This window comes from Ruegeria sp. CDSA079 (assembly GCF_059612245.1).
The window spans coordinates 226957-248476 of record NZ_JBXWQF010000003.1 but is presented as its reverse complement, the minus strand read 5'-3'; the positions used below and the strand labels follow the sequence as shown (position 1 = coordinate 248476).

General features: G+C 56.8%; 16 protein-coding genes. 9 read left to right on the top strand and 7 right to left on the bottom strand.

Annotation, left to right across the window (positions count from 1 at the left end):
- Positions 1-203 precede the first annotated feature (203 nt).
- The gene (locus AC2FJZ_RS04930) at positions 204-1214 is read left to right on the top strand and encodes a D-cysteine desulfhydrase family protein (RefSeq protein ID WP_496776269.1); all 1011 of its coding nucleotides are present in this window, start codon (positions 204-206) and stop codon (positions 1212-1214) included.
- A gap of 77 nt (positions 1215-1291) precedes the next feature.
- On the opposite strand, the gene AC2FJZ_RS04925 is transcribed toward AC2FJZ_RS04930, so the two are convergent.
- From AC2FJZ_RS04925 to AC2FJZ_RS04895, 7 genes are all read right to left on the bottom strand, one after another.
- Positions 1292-4597 carry an ATP-binding protein gene (locus AC2FJZ_RS04925; RefSeq protein WP_496776268.1) on the bottom strand — a complete coding sequence of 1102 codons (3306 nt, stop codon included), beginning with the start codon at positions 4595-4597 and terminating at the stop codon, positions 1292-1294.
- 172 nt (positions 4598-4769) lie between these two features.
- On the bottom strand, positions 4770-5324 hold the full coding sequence (locus AC2FJZ_RS04920; protein WP_496776267.1) for a thioredoxin family protein: 555 nt from the start codon (positions 5322-5324) through the stop codon (positions 4770-4772).
- A 119-nt stretch (positions 5325-5443) separates the two neighbouring features.
- The gene (locus AC2FJZ_RS04915) at positions 5444-6703 is read right to left on the bottom strand and encodes a TRAP transporter large permease (protein WP_050603749.1); all 1260 of its coding nucleotides are present in this window, start codon (positions 6701-6703) and stop codon (positions 5444-5446) included.
- Positions 6700-7233: a TRAP transporter small permease gene (locus tag AC2FJZ_RS04910; RefSeq protein WP_496668268.1), complete on the bottom strand. Its 534-nt coding sequence runs from the start codon at positions 7231-7233 to the stop codon at positions 6700-6702. Before AC2FJZ_RS04910 ends, AC2FJZ_RS04915 begins: the two co-directional genes overlap by 4 nt.
- Before the next feature lie 63 nt (positions 7234-7296).
- Complete coding sequence (locus AC2FJZ_RS04905; RefSeq protein WP_496776266.1) at positions 7297-8271, bottom strand: TRAP transporter substrate-binding protein; 975 nt, start codon at positions 8269-8271, stop codon at positions 7297-7299.
- A 23-nt stretch (positions 8272-8294) separates the two neighbouring features.
- Positions 8295-8837: a 3-hydroxyanthranilate 3,4-dioxygenase gene (locus AC2FJZ_RS04900; protein ID WP_050603752.1), complete on the bottom strand. Its 543-nt coding sequence runs from the start codon at positions 8835-8837 to the stop codon at positions 8295-8297.
- A 106-nt stretch (positions 8838-8943) separates the two neighbouring features.
- Entirely contained in the window at positions 8944-9897 is a 954-nt protein-coding gene (locus AC2FJZ_RS04895; RefSeq protein ID WP_496668264.1) for a dihydrodipicolinate synthase family protein, read from the bottom strand.
- Between the two features lie 147 nt (positions 9898-10044).
- On the opposite strand from AC2FJZ_RS04895, the gene AC2FJZ_RS04890 reads away from it, so the two are divergent.
- The 8 genes from AC2FJZ_RS04890 (at position 10045) to AC2FJZ_RS04855 (ending at position 21363) form a co-directional block, all read left to right on the top strand.
- Positions 10045-10818, top strand: coding sequence for an aspartate dehydrogenase (locus tag AC2FJZ_RS04890; protein WP_496776265.1), 774 nt, complete (start codon positions 10045-10047; stop codon positions 10816-10818).
- A gap of 38 nt (positions 10819-10856) precedes the next feature.
- Positions 10857-11786, top strand: a complete 930-nt coding sequence (locus AC2FJZ_RS04885) for a LysR substrate-binding domain-containing protein (protein ID WP_496776264.1) — start codon at positions 10857-10859, stop codon at positions 11784-11786.
- A gap of 81 nt (positions 11787-11867) precedes the next feature.
- Positions 11868-13298: an NAD-dependent succinate-semialdehyde dehydrogenase gene (locus tag AC2FJZ_RS04880; RefSeq protein ID WP_496776263.1), complete on the top strand. Its 1431-nt coding sequence runs from the start codon at positions 11868-11870 to the stop codon at positions 13296-13298.
- A gap of 115 nt (positions 13299-13413) precedes the next feature.
- Positions 13414-15651: a hybrid sensor histidine kinase/response regulator gene (locus tag AC2FJZ_RS04875; RefSeq protein WP_496776262.1), complete on the top strand. Its 2238-nt coding sequence runs from the start codon at positions 13414-13416 to the stop codon at positions 15649-15651.
- A gap of 135 nt (positions 15652-15786) precedes the next feature.
- Complete coding sequence (locus tag AC2FJZ_RS04870; RefSeq protein ID WP_496668254.1) at positions 15787-16893, top strand: cytochrome-c peroxidase; 1107 nt, start codon at positions 15787-15789, stop codon at positions 16891-16893.
- 11 nt (positions 16894-16904) lie between these two features.
- The gene (locus tag AC2FJZ_RS04865; RefSeq protein WP_496668252.1) at positions 16905-18092 is read left to right on the top strand and encodes a cytochrome-c peroxidase; all 1188 of its coding nucleotides are present in this window, start codon (positions 16905-16907) and stop codon (positions 18090-18092) included.
- 5 nt (positions 18093-18097) lie between these two features.
- A complete protein-coding gene (locus tag AC2FJZ_RS04860) occupies positions 18098-18667 on the top strand; it encodes an arsenate reductase (azurin) small subunit (RefSeq protein WP_298850044.1) in 570 nt (189 codons plus the stop codon).
- Between the two features lie 14 nt (positions 18668-18681).
- Positions 18682-21363 carry an arsenate reductase (azurin) large subunit gene (locus AC2FJZ_RS04855; protein ID WP_496668248.1) on the top strand — a complete coding sequence of 894 codons (2682 nt, stop codon included), beginning with the start codon at positions 18682-18684 and terminating at the stop codon, positions 21361-21363.
- Positions 21364-21520: the final 157 nt, after the last annotated feature.

The window sequence follows — 21520 nt, the reverse complement described above, 5'->3', positions numbered from 1 at the left end:
GCCGGGTAGGCTGCGACCGGCGGGGCGCATCGATAGGTGCGTTTTTTTCAAGTGCAATGCTTTTCGAACCCGAGCGCGGTAAATTAACTGCGACTGTGCGCTGACCCTGTTCTGCGTTCTTTCGCTTGGTTCGCTTCCTGTCTATCGTGCGCCAAAGGACATCTTTCGCTGGTTGTGCACAGACGACAAAACGGATCACAATAATGACGATTGAAGGTATGCTCTCGGGCTTTGCCCGCGCCACATTGATGACGTCCGCGACGCCGACCGAGCGGCTTGATCGGTTGTCGGATCAGTTAGGGCTGGATCTGTGGATCAAACGGGACGACCTGACCGGGCTGAGCTTTGGTGGCAATAAAACCCGCCAGCTGGAGTTCTATTTGGGTGAGGCCCAGCAACAGAAAGCAGATACAATCCTGATCACCGGGGCGGTGCAGTCGAATTTCGTACGCTCGGCTGCCGCGGCGGCTGCAAAACTTGGCATGGACGCCGTCCTTCAGCTGGAAGAGCGCGTACCGGGCATGGGTGCAGATTATTACCGATCGGGAAATGTCTTGCTGGCCGGTCTTCTGGGGGCCGAACATTTACACTACCCCACCGGCGAAGATGAGACCGGCGCAGACAATGCCCTGCATGAAAGGGCCGATCAGCTGAAGGCCGAAGGCCGAAAGCCCTACGTTATTCATCTTGGCATCGATCATCCTCCGCTTGGCGCATTGGGATATGTTGCTGCTGCAGCGGAACTAATGACCCAGATCAGTGATTTTGAAGCGGCTGTGGTGCCATCCGGCAGCGGTTCCACCCATGGCGGATTCTTGGCAGGGCTGCGGCTTGCCGGGCAATCGGCCCCTGTCTATGGTATCTGCGTTCGCCGCGATCAGCACCAGCAACATGTACGGATGCAAAAGGTTCTGGGGCGTCTGGCGGATATGCTGGGCTTCGATCCCTTTTTGGTCATGGATGACATTCAGACATGGGACGGGGCGTTGGCTCCGGGATACGGACAGATCGGTCCTGCCACGCGCAATGCTCTGACCCTGATGGCTCGTTCCGAGGGTATCTTTTTGGACCCGGTCTATTCAGCCAAAACCTTCGCGGGGCTTTTGGGTTTGCTGGAACAAGGTGTTCTGCAGCAGGGGCAGAAAGTGATTCTGCTGCACACTGGGGGTCAACCGGCGCTATTTGGGTACCAGGACGAGTTGCTTTCGCCCTGACGTATTAAAGAAACGACAGTCGGGTTCAACCTATCGACAGTAGCACCTATGGTATGCTCCGGGCCGGCCGTGAAGTCCTACTGCGTCTTCGCTTGATCAACTGCCGCCAAAGCCTCCGCGATATCGCAGTTTTGCGGGCTGCCGGATATTGCGCCCAGAATGCCCCTTATGTCCGGTGACGTCTTTGGCACACAATTGAGGCGTTCGCAGGTCCGCTGATACGCGATGGCGGTACGCAGTTCGAACATTCGAGCCTGCTGTCTGCGCGCGGTTCGAATAGCGCGTTCGAACAAGAGGTCGGCGGGGCGATCTGTGGCCTGCAAAGTGGCCTCGATCCGGTCTGTTTCGGCTTGCGCCCAGCCTTCATTGGTCAGATGCTGCTGAGTTCGCGCCTCGTCCAGAAACTGTTGCGCTGTGCGCGTTTCGTTTGCCTTAAGTGCGACTTCGGCCAGAACTGTCAGGAACAAAGGCTTGTAGTTACCTGCCCCACTGGACCACCAAGCTTGTGCCGCATTGTGCATCGCGTGCATCGTCCGAAGGTTGGGTGTAATCTGAGCATCCGCCCAGCTGCGCCAGACATTGGCCGTCAATGACATGAACGGGAATGCATGTTTGATGGCCAGAGATTCAAGGCGCGAGACCGCGTCACAAACTTGTTCAGGATCGCGCCGCAGAAGGTGAAGCATACATAGATAAGTCAATGACTGCGCCAGACTGTGTGCATGTTTCAAATCCTGAGCTGCTGACACGGCCTGAAGCTGGATATCAAGGGCGCGGTCTGGCTCGCCGCGCAGCCAGGTCGCGACGCTCAGAAAACAAGATGTAATGGCGGCATGATCAGTACCATAAACGTAAGCCAGGCGGCTGTGCTGTTCCGGGTCATACAAGCTCAGCGCCTGTTTCAGGTGATCACAAGCTGGTTCCAGATGCCCGATATGCAGTAAAACTGCGCCCATGGCCCGGTGGGCGATCATGGTGTGATGCGTTTCCTCATCAAGTTTTGCCAGGTCCAGCAATTGTGCCGCCGTGGCTTTGGCCAGATTGTATTCACCCCGCACCAGATGATACGCGTACAGCCCATTCAGAACCGGGAACAGTTGTTCGGTTTCGCCCAGCCGGTTGCACAGGTCGCGAATTCGCGCGTAAGCCGCTCCTGTTTCATCCGCTGCAATGCCTGCGGTCGAGCGAAGAACACCCGCCCGAAGAACTTGAATCCGGGTTTCGTTTCGATCCCGGTCAACGGATTTGTCCACCTTTTCGAGCAAGGTAATGGCCCGGCCCAATTGTGTCACCGCTTCGACCGCCGCCGAACGTTCAGCCGAGCGTTGGCCAGCCAGATACCAGTAATCGATCGCCTGTTCCGGCATGTCCGCCATCGTGTAGTGGTGGGCGAAAATCTCAGGGCCGACCGCCGCATCGTGATGCTCAGTCTCTTCCAATGCCTCGGCCACACGGGCATGCAGCCCCCGCCGTTCGCGTTTCAGAAGGCTGTTATACGCAGTTTCGCGAATGAGGGCGTGACGATAAGTGAAGGTCTCCTCCGGATCTGCGTCCGAGCTGTTCACGATACCTGCATCCACCAGCAATTCCAGCCCCGCCCGCAAGGCCCCTTCGTTCAAACCCGAGACCCGCGCGATCAGAGGGTACGAGAAGTGTGGACCGATAACTGCCCCGATCTGTGCCACTTCCTTGGCCGAACTCAGTCGGTCCAAACGGGCCATCAAGGCGTCATGAAGGGATTTGGGAACGGAAGATGATACCGACGCACTGTCAGCCGAGAAGGTTTCCGCGCCATCAATCAGAAAGTCGGTCTCCAGAAGGTCCTTGGTGACTTCTTCGACGAAAAGAGGAACCCCGTTTGAACGGGCTGTGATCAGATCATAAGCCGCCTTCGGAACGGGTCTGCCATTGGCGACGTCGTCCACGATTTCCTTGATCTGTTCAATGCCCAACTGCTTCAAATCGACATGGGTGAGATTTGAGGTGAATGTCCAGCCCGGATCAAAGCCCGTGCGATAGCTCATCACCATCAGCACCGGCGCATCCCCGATGCGTTTTACAAAGAGATCGAGCAGCGTTTTTGTTGTCGGGTCGATCCAATGTGCATCTTCAAACAGCACCAGCACCGGACTCTTCCCGGCTGTTGCAATCAGATTATCTGCCAACATGTCCAGCGTCTGTTTCATCACCTGTTCAGGCGTCAGATCCAGCGGACCCAACTGATCCTCGAAAGGAACAGACAGAAGCGATGCAGCCAGTTTTAGCGTGATGTCAGACGGCGTGCCCAAAGCGTGCTTTATTTTGTCCAATTTCTGTGCCGCGCTGTCGTCAGCTCTTAACCCTGCTGCGGTTTCAAGCTGGCGAATGACGGGGTATAGTGCACTTGCATCGTGGTAGGGTGAGCATTGAAATCGGACGTGTTGATAGGATGCGTCTGGGATCGTTCGGTGCAGCTCTTCGATCAGGCGGGATTTTCCGATCCCTGCTTCGCCTGACACCAGCGCCACCTGACCATGTCCTTGTTGGGCCAGATCCCATTTGCTGTGCAGCGTTTTGTATTCCAGTGTTCGGCCGACAAGCGAGCTCATCGCGGTGTCATCCGAGGCTATGAACCGGCTGAGGGTTTGGCGCGTGCCAGTGACTTGCCAGGCTTCAACTTCCTTGGCGAAACCTTTCAGCTGAAATGTCCCGCGGCGAATGTATTCAAACGTATCGCCCGCAAGTTCGTGGGTCGTCGGCGCAACGATCAGCGTGCCCGGATCGGCCATGGATTGCAGCCGCGCGGCGAGGTTTGGGGTTTCGCCCATCGCTGTGCCATCCTCGAACATCTTTTCACCCCGCAGGTCGCCAACGACGACCAGGCCGGTTGCAATGCCGATACGCACCTGAAGCTGGGCATGCGTGCGCAAGTTGGGGATATCGCGAATAATCCGAAGACCCGCGTGTATCGCGCGTTGAGGATCATCCTCATGCGCGTGCGGAAACCCAAAGAACACCATGATGCCGTCGCCATAATAACTGGCGATGTGTCCGTCATATGCGGCGACGGCTGCGGCGCAAGTTTCCTTGAACAGCCTCAGAACCTCGGCAAGATCTTCGGGGTCAAGTTGTTGCGACAGCGGAGTAGACCCCACAAGATCAATGAACATCACCGTCAGTTGCCTGCGTTCGGCAACAATATTGGGTTCTGGACCTGAACGCCCCTTTGCACCTTCGCGGATGGCCTTCAGGAAACGCCGTCTGGGTCCCAAAGGCAACCCAATGGTGACAAGGTCATCATCGTTCAGTTCGGCAAGATCACCCAACTCGACTTCATGCTGGGAAAAGGCGTCAGCATATTTGGATAAGCCATGCTTGCTCAGCCAGTCTGCAATATCTGCCATTTGACCCCGCACGTGACATCGGTGTTGTGATGCCATGCTCTCCGCTTTTTGTTTGATCCTCAAGTTCGGCCTTTGCGCCGCCAAGGACGTTTGATCTTATCAAGAACGACAGGGCAGGGTGGGTCAAGAGTGCATTGGGACAAAACAACGTTCCACGTCTATCGCTCGGGTCCTACAAACTCCCTCTGGTCCACTTGATAGAGCATCCCATCGAGGGTGTTTGATCTTGGGGGCCTTGCCCGGTTTCAGCGATCCGAAGCATCGCGTTGACAAGTTCCGGCTCACGCTCGCCGGATTCGCCACGGCGCAGATTGTCCAGGCGTCCACGGTATTGCAGCAACCCGTCTGCATTCAGACCAAAGAAGTCGGGTGTACAGACCGCGTTATATGCCTGCCCAACGGATTGATCCTCGTCGACAAGATAGGGAAAGTTGAACCCGTTCATTCGCGCGAACTCCAAGATTCTGGGCGGTGCATCTTCTGCGTAGTCTCGATAATCGTTCGACATCACCGCCAAGACGCCAATGCCCTTTGACCTCAACAGATCCGTGTCCCGCGCCAGCCGATCTGCAAGGGTTTTGACATACGGGCAATGGTTGCAAATAAAGGCGATCAGCAGCCCGTTTTGCAGATGATCGGACATGGTGAAAGGTTGACCGTTGGGATCCTTCAGTGTGAAGTCCGGGGCCTTCCAGCCAAATTCGCAGATTGGTGTGTCCAGCAGCATGTTCTACCTTGCGTCCGATAAGGGTGGTGATTGGATCAGTCTAGAGGTCAATCGCTTGGAAGTTTAGCGCAAGTTTTCCTCCGCCATGAGGGTGGGTGGTAAGCCCTATGGGATCACCCTCAGATCAGCAGCGTCGACAGGCTGGGGAAATAACTGAGCAGAAGCAGAACCAAAGCCACCGCGACCAGGAAAGGCCAGAGCGATTTGAGGATTGCGCCTGGCGTGGTGCCGCTCATGGATGAGGCGATGTACAGACCGATCCCGACAGGAGGTGTCAGCAGGCCAAGCACAAGGTTCAGGCAGGCTACGATTCCGAATTGATACGGGCTGATGTCGTAGGACCCGGTTGCAATGGGCAGCAGGATGGGTGTGATCAGGATAATCGCTGCAATGCCATCAATTACCATTCCCACGAGCAAGAGCGCCAGGTTCACGATCAGCAGAAACACAAAGGGGTTCGAGGTAACAGATGTGATCAGCCCGGCCAGATGCTGCGGTATCTCTTCGTAGATGATAACCCAGCCAAATACACTGGCTGCCGCGATCATGAACAGGATCATCGAGGCATTTGCAGCGGTGCGTTTGAACATCTCGGCCAGGTTTTGCGGTTTCAGATCGCCATAGACCAGCCAGCCCACAAGAAAGGCGATTAAGGACGCAATCGCGGCGGACTCGGTTGGAGTGGCGATCCCGAACAGGATGCCACCAATGATCGAAAGGGGGATCAACAGGGCAGGAACTGCGCTGATCAGGGACCGAATAGCCTCGGCCCGCGTCATCCAGCGGCCTTTGGGGAACTGCCGCTGCCACCCGATCAGGGTAATGACCAAAGCAAAAGCGCCAGCCAGAAGCAGGCCCGGCAAAATACCGGCAATGAACATGTCGCCGATGGGAATCTGGGCCAGAACCCCAAAGATCACAAACATCATTGAGGGCGGAATAACCGGGGCCAATAAGCCACCAGCGGCGGTGGTCGCGGCGGCGAAGCCTTTGTCATAGCCTTCTTCATCCATCGCCGGGACCATGGCGCGCGACATCACCGCGATTTGCGCAGTCGCAGAGCCGATGATCGCCGCCATGAACATGTTGGCCAGCAGGTTGATATAGGCCAGCCCACCGCGAAACCCGCCAACGAACACGCGCGCCAGCGCGACAAGGCGTCGGGTCATACCGCCTTCATTCATCAACTCTCCGGTCAGCATGAACAAGGGGATTGCCAGAAGCCCGTAGTTTTCCAACCCACCGAACATTTTCTGTGCGTAGCTGTCATAAAGAACCGTGTTGCCGCTTTCCCAGATGTACCAGATGGCTGTGATGGCCAGCACGATTGCCACCGGTACAGACAGAAACAGAGTAGCCAGAAAGACGATAGGACTCATGGCTGCGACCCCTTCGCCGGGGCGCTCAGCAGGTGCATCGTGGAATGCAAAGTTGCACCAAGTGCAAACAACCACATGACAAGCCAGAACAGGTATTTTTGCAGGCCTAGGGTTAGTGTCGGCTCAGCATAGATGAAGTTAAATGTCTTACCCTGAAAGGCCAAAGTGTCAAAACCGCTACGGGCGATTTCCAGCGGCAGGAACCAACGCCAGCAGAACCACAGCATCGCCAGGGAAAAGGCAAACACGAGGGTGTCCACAATCTTGCGGATTAGTCGTTTCGCGCGATCCGGCACATTGTCGGAGAGAATAGAGATCGAAACCGAACTGCGATGATGCAAAGCAGCGGACGCCCCGAGGAAAGTCATCCAGACCATGGCATAAATCGCCAGCTCATCGACCCAGAACAGAGCATTTCCCGCCGTACGCGTCACGACATTCAGCAAAATTAAAGCCGTTATGCAGACCGCCAGAAAGGCGGCGCACCACAATTCGACCCGCGCCAAGCCAGCCGACAGCCGATACAACATCGCTGTTCTCCCGTGAGAAAGGGCGCAGGATCGACCTGCGCCCTTTTCGTCATGCCGTTTTCGTTATTTTGTTTCTGCCGCAGTCTGCCGCAAAGCGTCAAGGGAAGAGGTCTTCTCGGACCAGATCCCGTTCCACTCTTCAATCGCGTCGCCAAAGAACGAGGCATCGACCTTCTTGTAAGCTTTTCCCGTGCCCTCGATCAGTTCCAACCATTTGGCATCGTTTTCAACATACGCGTCGATGGTGCTGTCGACATGCTTGGCCATCAGTTCAGCAATCATCGCCCGGTCTTCTTCCGACAAGCCAGCCCAGACTTTTGCCGAAACCAGCCCGACCATCGGGAACATCATGTGATCCGACTGCACGATTGTGTCGGCGTGCTCGTAATATTTAAGCACCCAGATCAGCTCGGCATCCATATCGATTGCATCAACCTGACCATTAGCCAGCGCATCATAGACCGCAGGCAAGGGCATCGGTGTAGGTGCTGCCCCAACCGCATTGTAGAAATCGAGGATCGGCGTGAAGGGCGTGATCCGAAGCTTCAGGCCAGACAGATCTTCTGCGGATGAAACATCTCCCCGACTGACGATCTGGCGCAACCCGGCCATCCCATAGCCCAGACCCACAATGCCAACTTGCCCTGGTAATGGCTCCAGCATGGATTTGGCGGTGTCAGACCGCAGGATGCGCCCCGCGTGCCCAATGTCATCCGCCAGATAGGGTGCATAAAACGCCCCCAGCTCAGGCGCACGGTTCGACACTTCGGCCACCGTCATGAAGGCCATGTCCAAAGCACCCGTCTGCAATTGCTGCAGCATCTCTGCTTCGTTCCCCAGCTGACGCGCCGGGAAAACCGAAACTAAATGCGCGCCACCACTGGCCTCGTTCAGCTCAGCCCCAAACGACTCGGCGGCTTTGGTCCAGATATGCGGCGGTGGCGTGATCAGGCCTAACCGGAACTCTTCAGCCTGAACTGCCACGGATGACATTGCCAGAACAGCCGCAGAGGCGGCGAATTTTACAAAGTGTTTCATGACTTCCCCTGTTTGATCTTGTTTTACAGTTTAACCCAGCCCTCGGGCGGTTCTTTGCCTGGATGCATCGCCTGACAGTTTGGGCAGGTGCGGTCTTTTTCCGAGGCATAGAACTTCTGATAAACCGGAGGCAGGTCATCAACGATGGACTTTAGCTGCATTTCCGCACGATGCACCAGTGATCCGCATTCGAAACAGTACCATTCGATGGCGTCCAACTCGCCCGTCTGGCGTTTGGGTTCGATCACAAGCCCAATCGAGCCTTCCTGTGGGCGTTGCGGCGAATGGCGGACATGCGGTGGCAGCAGGAACACCTCACCTTCGCGGATTGGAACGTCGTAGAACTCCTCTCCGTCAAAGATTTTCAGCACCATGTCGCCTTCTAGCTGATAGAAAAATTCTTCCACAGGGTCGTCATGATAATCGGTTCGCTTGTTCGGCCCGCCAACAACCGTGACCATCAGATCGGCATCTTCCCAGACCTGACGATTGCCTACTGGCGGCTTGAGCAGATGGCGGTGTTCGTCGATCCAGGCCTTGAAGTTGAATGCTTTCAGTTTTGACATGTCCCACTCCCTACCGCCGAAAGTTTGGCGCGTTTTTCCATAACAGCAAAGAAATTATCAGCATCTAGCTATCAGATTTCTTTATAAAGCTCTACGCGCAGCCATTTCAGACGCGCAGGCCGCATTCGTCGAACGCTTTGTGAATGATCGTTTTTTCGGCTTCAGACAGTTCCAGCATCGGCGGGCGCACATGGCCACCAACCTGACCCAGCAATTCCTGCCAGTACTTTCCAAAGGCCGTAGGCTTACCCGCTGGACGCGCGCGTTTCATGGCATCCCGGACAGGATTGAGGCTGTCAAACACACGTCGCGCCTCATCCGCCTTTCCGGCAAACGCTAGGCGCGTGTATTCGTTCATCCGCTGATCGACCTTGCTTTGCAATTGATATGGTGGAGAGGAGCAAAGATAGAGCTTCCAGTCGAGTTCCAGGATATTATCCAGCCATTCAAACTCGGCCGAGGTTGAGACATGAATCTTGTCGCCTACCATGTGGGTCAGCTTCACATACATCTCGCGTGGGACCGAATATTTGATTGCAACGATATTCGGCAATTCCGCAATGCGCGCGCATTCTTCGGGCTGCATCAGATAGCCGCTGTCAGGATGGCTCCACATGGCGATGCCAATGTCTAGCTCATCGCAGAACCGCTTGTAGTATTGGTATAGAACCTCGCCTCGATCCTGCACGAAGCTAAGAACCGGTGCATGGACCACGATGTAATCCGCACCGCAATTCTGGGCATGATGCGCCAGCTCCAACGCCGTATTCATGTTCTGATCCGAGACCGAGACAATCACCCCGGCCTTGCCCGCGCATTCGTCGACGGCAATTTCGAAATTCCGCTTGCGCTCCTCAATGCTCATCGAAAAGAACTCGCCCTGTTTGCCGGCGACGAACAGGCCCTGAATGCCCAGATCGTCGATCCAATGGCGGATGTTGGCGCGCAGCCCGGTCTTATCCAGCGACAGATCTTCGTTGAACGGATTCAACGCTGCGGCCCAGATCCCCGTCATGTTTTCGCGGGCATAATTTTTTGCGTCGTCTTTTGTGTATTTCATTTTTTGCGCGGTCCCTGTGGCTCTGATCCAATGAAAAGCACATTGAGACGGTCGATCCAGCGCGATTTCAGGGAAATGGCTATCTGAAAAAATTATACCATCAACTTATCAATTCAGGTTTTTTCAACGCTGGTCTAGGGTTCAGGCATGAAAATCGCAGTCATTGGAACCGGCGCAATTGCGCAATATGTGCAGCGCGCACTGCCAGAACATGGGCATGAATTGGCGGCCATTGTGGTCAGGCCGCACCGCGTCGCTTCCAAAGTGCCCCTGTCAGTCGGTTCAATTGACGACCTGCCGAACGGGATCGACATGGTTCTTGATTGCGCAGGGCACGAGGCTTTGGCCGGTCTGGGGCCGGACATACTGGCAAATGGTATGGACATCATCAGCGTTTCAGTCGGCGCGCTGGCGGACCAGAAAATAGCGGATCGGTTGGAAAGCGCAGCGCGACAGGGTGGGGGACGTTTGCATCTGGCAAGCGGTGCCATCGGCGGGTTGGATTGCTTGAGCGCTGCTGCAGTCGGCCCGCTCAAGTCCGTTACCTACGTGGGGCGCAAACCACCTGCGGGGTGGAAGGGATCGCTTGCCGAACACAGTCTGGATCTCGACAAGATTAGTGACGCTGAAACCCATTTCCAGGGTTCTGCCCGAGAGGCGGCGCTGGCTTACCCAAAGAACGCCAACGTTGCGGCCGCTGTCGCTTTGGCGGGTGTGGGGTTTGACGACACTCAGGTTCGTCTGATCGCCGACCCGACGATTCACAAGAACATTCACGAGGTCGAGGCCGAAGGCGATTTTGGAACTTTTCAGTTTCGGATCAGCGGCACAGCCCTGCCCGACAATCCGCGCAGCTCGGCATTGGCCGCCATGAGCGTTCTGTCCAAACTGGACCAGCTTTGCAAACCGATTGTGCTTTAGCCATGGTTGGGCGTCACTCTCGCATCGTTGATCGTGCCTTGACGCGCCTGAAACTGCGCCAACTGCGTCTGCTGGTTGCCGTGGGCGTGCATGGAAACATCCAGAATGCCGCGCGCGAGTTGGGTGTCTCTCAACCCGCTGCCACCAAGATGATTCAGGATCTTGAGCTGGACTTCGAAGTTAAACTGTTCACGCGCACCAATCGCGGAGTCGTACCAACCATTTTTGGCGAGACCCTCATCCGTCATGGCAAACTGATCTTTGCGCAGGTGTCGAACGCGGCTCAGGAACTGGACGACCTGAACGAGGGTAACTCGGGTCGCGTCGTGGTGGGTACATTGCTTGCGGCGTCGACCAGCCTTCTGCCTGCAGCCATTGAACTGCTGTTGGAAGACCGCCCAAATGTGGCGGTCAAGATCAGCGAAGGCACCAATGAAGTGCTGATGCCTCGGCTGCTGTCAGGAGAGATCGACATGGTTGTGGGCCGTCTGCCCTCGCATCGGCACCGCGACAAGATCCGTCAGGAAAAACTGTTCGAGGATCAGATATTAGCCGTTGTTGGCCCTCAACACCCGCTGGCCAGTCGCCAGGACGTGACGTTTGCCCAAACCAAACCCTTTGGCTGGATTCTTCCTCCGCAAGAGACCACGTTGCGGCGTCAGGTCGATCATTTCTTTGTTGGCCAGCAGCAATATGTGCCGCCGGTCATGATCGAGTCTGTGTCTTATCTGACGAACCGCGCGTTGCTGCAATCGCGTGACCTGATTGGCCTTATGCCTGCCGAGGTCGTTTCGCAGGACATCCAGCACGGGCACCTTGTCCAAGTCAATTGGAGCGTTCCCTTTGGTCAGGGACCGATCGGGGTGTCTTTCCGCGCTGACGATGATCTGTCGCCTGCCGGGCGGGCTTTCAAGACGGCATTGCACAAGGCGGCGCAGGATAAACAGGCCAGCTATTCGCCAAAGTGATACCCGTATTTGTTCAATTCACTTGATGTAATACGAGGCGTCGCGCGATTTGAAAACAAGGCAAGAAGAGGTGTCAGCTTCATGTATCCAGAGCTCAAATTGTTCATAGATGGCACGTGGCGAAAGACCGACCGCGATATCCCGGTGATCAACCCGGCAACTGAAGAAGAGCTTGGGCGGTTGCCCTGTGCATCGATCAAAGACCTGGACGATGCGCTGGAAGCCGCTGTCAAAGGTTTCCGCGTCTGGAGCCGTACCTCTCCGCGTGAACGCGCGGATACGATCCTGCGCGCTGCAGCCTTGATGCGGGAACGCATAGACCAGATTGCGCATTCGATGACCCTTGAACATGGCAAACCCTTGAAGCAAGCCCGCCTTGAAGTGATCCGCGGGGCTGAGTTTTTTGAATGGGATGCGGGTGAGGCCATGCGGACCTATGGACGGATCATCCCGGCTGCTCAGGGTCACAAATTCGCGGTACATCACCAGCCTATCGGAGTTGTCGCCGCATTTTCGCCGTGGAACTTCCCCATGAGCCAACCGGCACGGAAAATCGCCGGTGCATTGGCTTCGGGTTGTTCGGTGATCCTTAAGGCCGCAGAGGAAACTCCAGCTGGGGCAATGCACATTGCAAAAGCGTTCGAAGATGCGGGATTGCCGCCGGGTGTCCTGAATTTGGTATTTGGGGAGCCAGCCGAAATTTCCGGGTATCTGATCCCGCAAGACCCCGTGCGTCTGGTGGCCTTTACCGGGTCGACAAATGTTGGGCGGCATCTAACCAAACTTGCGGCCCAGCATGACACGCGTGTGTTGATGGAACTGGGTGGGCACGCTCCGGTCATTGTCTGTGAAGATACGGATGTTCAGGCGGCGGCAATTTCTGGCGCCATGCGCAAGATGCGCAATGCCGGGCAGGTGTGCACATCGCCAACCCGCTTCTTTGTGCACCAGAGCATCTTTGAGTCCTACGCCAAAGACTTTGTGCAACGGGCAGCGGCCACAGTTGTCGGCAACGGCTTGGATTCTGAGGTCGAGATGGGCCCGCTGGCCAATGATCGCCGGGTGCCTGCCCTGACCGAACTGGTCGAGGATGCACGGGCCAAAGGGGCGATTGTCGCTACGGGAGGCGCGCCCCTGGGCAACCGGGGCTATTTCTATCAGCCGACAGTCTTGTTGAACGTTCCTCAGACCGCGCGGATCATGCAGGAAGAACCATTTGGCCCCGTTGCCGTCATCAACCCCGTTGCCTCGTTGGACGAGGCAATCGATCAGGCAAATTCCGTCCCTTACGGATTGGCAGGATATGCATTTACCAATAGGGCGGATTACATCGACCGTTTGGTCGATGAGGTTGAAGTAGGCAATCTGTCTGTCAACACGCTTGAAGCATCGATGCCGGAAACGCCTTTCGGGGGCGTGAAATCCAGCGGGTCGGGTCGTGAGGGCGGCACCGAAGGGCTTGAGAATTACATGACCGTCAAAAACGTCTGGCATTCGACCCGGATCGTCTGAGGAGATCCGCAATCCGACTTCGGCGCGATTTGCCGCGCCATAGTCTCTTCGCAATATACGCCATGAGCGGGTACCAAAGGTAAAGCCACACGGCAAGGATCAGGTCGGAGGTATCATGGTCTTCAGGCAAAGCCATCCCGCGACGGCAGAGGGCACCCCTTCCGAGAAATCAATGGCTGCGCCGCTTGGTGTAGCATTCGCTATGGGTATCGCGCTGGTCTTCATCCTGTCGGTATTCCTGTACATGTCGCGGGAAACCACGGACCGGATCGGAGAAATGCGAAAGGTCTGGCAGGGCTATTCGGTCGAGACCACCCCGCGCGGCTACTGGATATCTGAAATCCGGGGATATTTCGGCTATGGCGGTTTGATCCACAACTTCAAGAACTACGTCCTGAGGCATGACGCAGAATACTCGCCGACCTTAAAAACCCAGTCGCAGAACCTTCTGACAACGATCGAAACCTACCGGAACGCCGCGCCGTCGCTGACGGAACTGGATGCATTGCAGCGGATCGAGCGGGTGGCGCGGGAATACATCGGCAATATCCCCAGGATCGAAGCGGGCATAGCAGCAGGTCTGCGCGCGGAAGAGATTGATGCGCTGGTGCGGGTGGATGACAGCGACGCACTTGCGGCGCTTTCCACGCTCGAGACGCTTTGGATTACCGAGCGGGATCAAAGCTTGTCGGACATGGTTCAGGCGTTTTCGGAAGGGGAACAGCTGGTGCGCCGCTTCTCGGTTTTGCTGGTTGGCTTGATTTTCGTGGTTGGCGTGATTGCGATCCTGACCACGTTGCTGATTTCAAACATTTTGGGTTCCAATCGTCGCTTGAAGGCTGAGTTGGAACTGCGCGAGCAGGTGGAACTGGCCGAGCGCAAACTTGCGCGGGCCGTCGAACAAAGCCCAGCCTCGATCATCATCACGGACACCGAACTGAAAATAGAATACGCCAATCGCAAGTTCTTTGATCTCAGCGGATATGAGGCGGAAGAGGTCTATGGGCACACCCCCAGAATGCTGCAATCGGGGCATTCGGGGCAGGGGGTTTACGCTGATATAAGGCAGAAATTGCAACTTGGGCAGAACTGGTACGGCGTGTTTCGGAATCTCAGCAAAGACGGCAGCCATTATTGGGTTTCAACTGCGATTTTCCCGCTGGTGGATCAGTACGGCGAGGTCACGCATTACATTGGGATCGGCGAAGATATCACCGAAACCCGGCGCACACATGAGCAATTTGCCCAAGTGCAAAAAATGGAAGCTGTGGGGATTCTGGCAGGCTCGGTCGCGCACGACTTTAATAACGTATTGATGAGCATCATCGGCAATGCCGACTTGATCGAGCTGGATGCGGACGGGAACGATGACATCCAGACCTCGGTCAATCATATCCGTATCGCGGCCCGCCGCGCGCAAGCTTTGGTGCGCAAGATGCTGACCTTCGCGCGTCAAAGGCCACGCAACCCGCGTCGTGGCGACATGGTCAAAGCCACGCAGGAAGCGTTGGATCTGATCCGGGTATCTGCCCCGCCCAGCGTCCAGACGCGTTTTGATAGAGAGGTCGAAACAGCCTTTTCCGACTTTGACGGCACGCTGTTCTTTCAGACCCTCTTGAATCTGTGTCACAACGCGTTTGAAGCCATGGGCGATCAGCCGGGTGAGGTTGTGTTGCGTATCGGCTTGGCCGACAAGGACGCACTTGACGATTTGCCGGACGGGGCCATCGGCGTGATCCGTCTGGACGTCAGTGATACTGGCCCCGGTATTGCCCAGGACCTGCGTCAGCAGGTGTTCCAACCCTTCTTTTCAACCAAACCTGTTGGCAAAGGCACCGGTTTGGGTCTGACCATCGTGCATAACAGCGTCGAGGAATGTCATGGCCGTGTCGCGCTGCAATCGGAACCGGGTCAGGGCACCTGTTTCAGCCTGTTCTATCCGCTGATGCCCGCACTCAGCCCGGAAGATCAGGCCGAGGTCGAGGCTGTGGCCGGGGACGAACATGTCCTTTTGGTGGATGATGACGAGAACATCCTTTACGTGACCCGGCGGCTGCTGACGCGATACGGTTACAGGGTCGAGGCGTATTCCAATCCGCTGAAAGCGCGCGAGGCGTTTTGTGAAAGCCCCGAAAGCTTTGACATCCTGATCAGCGACCTGATGATGCCCGGTTTGCGGGGCACGGACCTGATCGAGTCTGTGCGTTCGATCCGGTCGGATTTGCCCGTAATTCTGATCAGCAGCTATTTCGACGACGCCGAGGTGCCAGTGACCGGACCTTCTCCCATCATGGTTCAAAAACCGTTGGAGGTTCAGTCACTTGCCCGGATCATACGGTCTCAGATGACCTGAGCTTGTAACATAATTTAACATCTCTTCTTAAAACTTAACACTGGTCAAATCCTCACGAAACAACTGCCCTATAGGATTCGCCATACCGATCCACGGTCACCCGGAGAGATCGGATTAGCGAAAAGGGGCTTTTAGATGATGACCAAAGCCAGAACATGGTTCTCGGCGCTATCGACAGTTTCGCTGCTGACGATGGGCGCTGCGTTCCCGGTTCACCAGGCCCAGGCGGAAGAGCCGGGACCGGTAGAAGCGATAGAGTTCGATCCCGCCAAGGCGGCCCTTGGCAAACGTTTGTTTTTTGATCCGCGACTGTCCGGCGACACCGAGTTGTCCTGCGCCAGTTGCCACCAGCCGGAAAACGGCTTTACTGATGGACAGGCCTTGTCGGACGCCTATGCCGGTAGCTTGCATTTCCGCAACGTGCCCACGCTGATCAACAGCGCCAAGCGTGCGGCGTGGTTTCATGACGGGCGCATTGGCACCAACCTCAACGATGTTACACGCGAAAGCATCACCGAGACGTATTCCATGAACATGGACATGCGCCTGATGCAGGAACGTATCAAGCAGGACCCGGTCTATGTCGAGATGTTCGAAGCCGCCGGATTCGGCGAGCCCTCGAACGGCGGCGTGCGAAACGCGATCCCGGAATATCTGAAAACGCTGATCTCGCGCGGAGCACCCTTCGACACTGGCGAGATGTCGGATGAGGCCAAAGCGGGCTATGAGCTATTCAATGCCAGCGGGTGTAATTCCTGCCACTCGGGTGAGCGGTTCACGGATGACTTGCCGCATAATATCGGTGTCGGCGACAACCCCGAAATCTGGGCGACCCCGGAACGTCACATCACCTTCGTGACCATGATGAAATTTCTCGGTGTCGAAAACTACATGAACCTACGCGCCGATCCCGGGGCGTATATCCGCAACCACACCGCCGATACGTTCGGAACGTTCATGACCCCTACGTTGCGCGAGCTGACCTTTACTGCGCCGTATATGCACAACGGTACGCTGGAAGCGCTTGAAGATGTGGTGGCCTTCTACAATGCCGGTGGTGGTGACGATGAAAACAAGGATCCGCGCATCAAGCCGCTGAACCTGAACGAGACCGAGCAAGCGCAATTGGTGGCTTTCCTTAAGGCGCTGTCCGGCGATCCGCTGAACGGCCCCGAATTCGTCGCCGAGGAGGTCGATACCTTCTACGAGCCGATCGAAAACTGGCAAGACGCGACAAACTGAGGAGTGGACCCATGAAAGACCTTTCGTCTTATCTCAAAGGCACAATCGCCACCGCTGCCCTGTTTGCCGTTCTTGGCTCGCAGGCCGCTGCGGAAACCAGTATGGAGATTGAGGCCGGTATCGGCGGGTCAGATCCCGATCCTGATGCGCCACTGGTGGCTCTGGGCGAGCCTCCAATTCCGCTGGACAACCCGCAAACCGAAGCCAAGATTGAGCTTGGCAAGATGCTGTTCTTCGATCCGCGTCTGGGTGGCAACCCATCGACGCCTTGTTCCGCCTGCCACCTGCCGGATGTCGGCTGGGACGTCGAGGCCCCGATCTCGTTCGGCTATCCCGGTACGACCCACTGGCGCAACAGCCAGACCATCGTGAATTCAGCCTATTACGGCAAACTGTTCTGGGCGGGCTCATCCAAGAGCCTTGAAAGCCAGGCCAAATCCGCTGCGGGCGGTGCAGTTGCCGGGAACGGCGAGGCCGACATGATGGAAGCCCGTCTGGCCTTCGTTCCCGAATATGTCGAACGGTTCAACGACGTCTTTGGGGATCATTGGCCGCGCATCGGCAACGCATGGCGGGCTATTGCAGCGTTTGAACGGACCATCGTTCAGACCGACACGCCCTTCGACAACTATCTGCGCGGGGACGATGCGGCACTGACCGAGGAACAGAAACGCGGGCTGGAGTTGTTCACCGGCAAGGCGCAGTGTTCCGAATGCCACAACGGTGCGTTGCTGTCGGATGAGAAATACTACAACACCGGCGTGCCCGCCTATGACGGTTGGCAGGATGATGGTCTGGCGCAAGTTACCTTCCGGTACGAACTTTATGCCAAAGGCTCGACCGAAGAGATGTATCGCCACACCAAGGACGACCCCGGTTTCTATTTCCGCACCAAGGAAAAGGCCGACAAGGGCAAGTTCCGCACGCCAAGCCTGCGCTACACCCTTTATACCGAACCCTACATGCACAACGGCATGCTGGAGACGCTTGAGGATGTGGTCGAATTCTACAACCAAGGCGGCGGCGAGAACGAATTCTCAGCGAATAAATCCCAGCTGATCCAACCCCTTGGTCTGAATGATCAAGAAAAGACGGATCTGGTGGCCTTCCTGAAATCCCTGTCCGGCGAGGAACTTCTGATCGAAGAACCCGACCTGCCGGATTATCAGCCGCTTCCCGCGGTTGCAGCAGAGGAGTAAGCGTCATGACTGATCATAACGCAACCGGATGCAGTTGTTCGGGTGAAGCCAAGAAAGCCTGCACCGTGAACCGCCGCCAATTCCTGTTCGCCTCGGGCGCCACAACCTTTGCCGTGATGGTGGCCATGCCCACCCGCCACGGTCAGGCCGAACAGGTTCCTGCCCTTGTGTCCACCTATCCGCGCAAACTGATCGGCAAACTCTCTGAGTTGGAACAGGATGTTCCGGTCGAATTCTACTACCCAGATGAGGGCGATTATTCGGACTCGATTCTGGTCAAGACCGGCGTGGAAAGTGGGGGTGGCATCGGCCCGCAAAAGGACGTGGTGGCGTTCAACCTGACGTGTACGCATCAGGGCGGATCGCTTTACGACACGTACAAGGGGGAACATAAGGTGCTGGGCCCATGCCCGCTGCACCTGTCGACCTACGACGTGACTCGGCACGGCATTCTGGTCTCCGGTCAGGCGTATCAGTCGCTGCCGCAAGTCCTTCTGGAACTCGATGGTGACGATATCTACGCCGTCGGCATGTTTGGCCTGATCTACGGCCGCTACGACAACCTCATTGCATAAAGGGAAACGGAATCATGGCAACCCCGTATTACGTACCCGAAACCAACGTCCCGCTGCCGCCCAAGGGCGCCGAGGTCATCTCGACCGCCTGCGACTATTGCATCGTGGCCTGTGGTTACAAAGTCTACCGCTGGCCCGTGACGGCCAAATCCGGTGGGCCCGGCGCGGATGAAAACGCCTTTGGCGAGGATTTCCCTGTCGCACCGCTGGGCGCATGGGTGGCCCCGAACCAGCACAATATCGTGCTGCACAAAGGCCAGCCGCACCACGTCGTGATTATCCCCGACAAGGACAACAAAACTGTCAACACCGACGGCGACAGCTCCTTGCGGGGCGGGTGTATCGCGCAGAAATGCTATAACCCGCAGACGCCCACACGCGACCGTCTGAAAACGCCGCTGATGCGGATTTATGGCACCTTGATGCCGGTTCCGTGGGATCTGGCGCTGGATGTGGCGGCTGAGGTGGGCAACCATGTCATCGCCAAACATGGCACCAATGCCTATGGCGTAAAGACCTTTAGCTATCAGTATATCGAGAACACCTATGCGATCTCGAAATACGCGCTGCGCCATATCAACACCGCCAACTTCACCTTCCACGACACACCGTCCGATGTGACCTCGACCCCCGGTTTCCGGGATGCGGGCTTTGATAATTTCGGCCCCTCCTATGAGGACTGGCGTGACGCGGAAACCCTTCTGGTTTGCGGCACCGACCCATATGAGACCAAGACCATCCTCTATACCCAGTGGATGATGAAGGGGATGCAGAACGGTCAGAAGGAAATCTATCTGATCCCGCGCCGCTCTGCCGGTGTGGCCCATGCGGAAAAGATGGGTGGTCTGCATATCGACGTTTTGCCCGGTACTGACCTTCTGGTCGTTAACGCCATTGCCCGCGTCATTGTGGAAAATGGCTGGGAAGACAGCGACTGGATCAAGAAGTGGGTCAACAACAAGTGGGAAAGCTCTTCTGGCTTTGGCCAGGGCACCCGGAATACGCCATGGCAGTGGCGCACGACCTGGGGCAAGTTCCAGACCAAGGGTTTCGAGGACTGGAAAGAGTGGCTGCTGGCGCAGGACGAATTCGCGCCTGAGGCTGCTGCGGCCACAGCCGAGATCGACGTGCAGAAGATCTATACGGCTGCTGAATGGCTTGCCAAACCCAAGGATGACGGCACGCGCCCGAAAACTTCGATCATGATCGAAAAAGGGTTTTATTGGTCCAACAACACCGGTAACACGCAGGCGATCTCGGCTTTGGGTATCATCTGCGGCTGTGGTGGGCGTCCGGGCCAGGTCATTGGCCGGGCCGGTGGCCACCAACGGGGCGGCGTCAAGGGCGGGAAATACCCGCGCAACAAATCGCCCGAGAAGCTGCCGGGTCGCCGTCGTCGCGCCATGGATACCGACCGGTATCTGATCGCGGGACATACCCGTATGGCCCACGTGATCGGCACCACCTGGATTCAGTCCATGTGTGGATCGCAGCAGTTGGCCGACAAGTTTGAGGAACTGACCGTCCGCAACCCGCACCAGATCGCCTCTTTCGACAAACAAGAGATGATCGACACGCTAAAGGCCCGCGCCGACAGCGGCGGCATGGTGGTGATCAATCAGGACATCTACCTGCAAGACCCGATCGGCAACCGTTACGCCGACATTGTGTTCCCAGCCGCAACCTGGGGCGAAGAGGACTTCCTGCGGGCCAACGGTGAACGCCGCCTGCGCCTGTACCAGAAGTTCTATGATGCGCCCGGTTCGGCGAAACCGGATTGGTGGATCATCGCCCAACTCGCCACGCGGATGGGCTTTGACGGGTTCGATTGGCAGAACTCGAATGAGGTCGCGGAGGAGGCCGTGCGCTTTACCCGCGGGTCGCGCAAGGATTTCCACGCGGTCCATCGTCTGGCCAAGGCCGAAGGCAAAACCCTGCATGCCAAGGTCCGTGAATTCGGCACCGACGGTGTGCAGTGCCCGGTCATGCTGGATGCTGACGGAGTCACGCTGATTGAGACCAAGCGCTTGCACGACACAACCCGCAAACTGCCCGATACTGGTGCTGCTGGCGCGGATGTGTTCAACAAGAAGCTGACGCATTTCAACAGCCAGACCGGCAAGTGTAACATCCAGAAATCGCCTTGGGGTCTGTTCTCGGACTATTGGGAATGGCTCAGCCCGAACAAGGACGAAGGCGAGCTTTGGGCCACATCTGGACGGATCAACGAACGCTGGCAGTCCGGTTTCGACGATCGTCGCCGCCCATATATCGTGCAGCGCTGGCCGGAAAATTGGGTCGAAATTCACCCCGACGATGCGGCCGAACGCGGCATCGAAAGCGGCGACTATGTGATGGTCTATTCGGAACGCGTTCCGGGCAACAAACACACGCTGCTGGGTGTGGAAGGTGATGACTTCCAGTTCTCGAAACTAATGGAGAACGGGCATATCGAGCTGACCAAAGCGGCGATCACCGCCGTGGCGATGGTTACGCCTGCCATCAAGAAAAGCGTGGTTTACATGGACTTCCTGCACATGCAGCAGCCCGCCAACGCGCTTGAGGGCCGGATCGTCGACTGGATCAGTGGCAACTACAACTACAAGATGGGCGTTGCCAAGGTTCGCAAGCTTGGGCCGAGCCCCTACAAGACTTCGTTCCGCACGATGTCCTTCGCGCCGCGCGACATCGCCTGATGACAACTTTCCGAGGGGCGGACGCCATGCCGCCCCTCGGGACGGGCCCCACTGCAGAAGGGGCTCTGAACCGGTCCCCCGGTTCACATGGAAGGCAGGTATCGGTTGGGAAATCTGCCTTCCACTTTCACCCAACCCGCCAACCACAAACATGGCA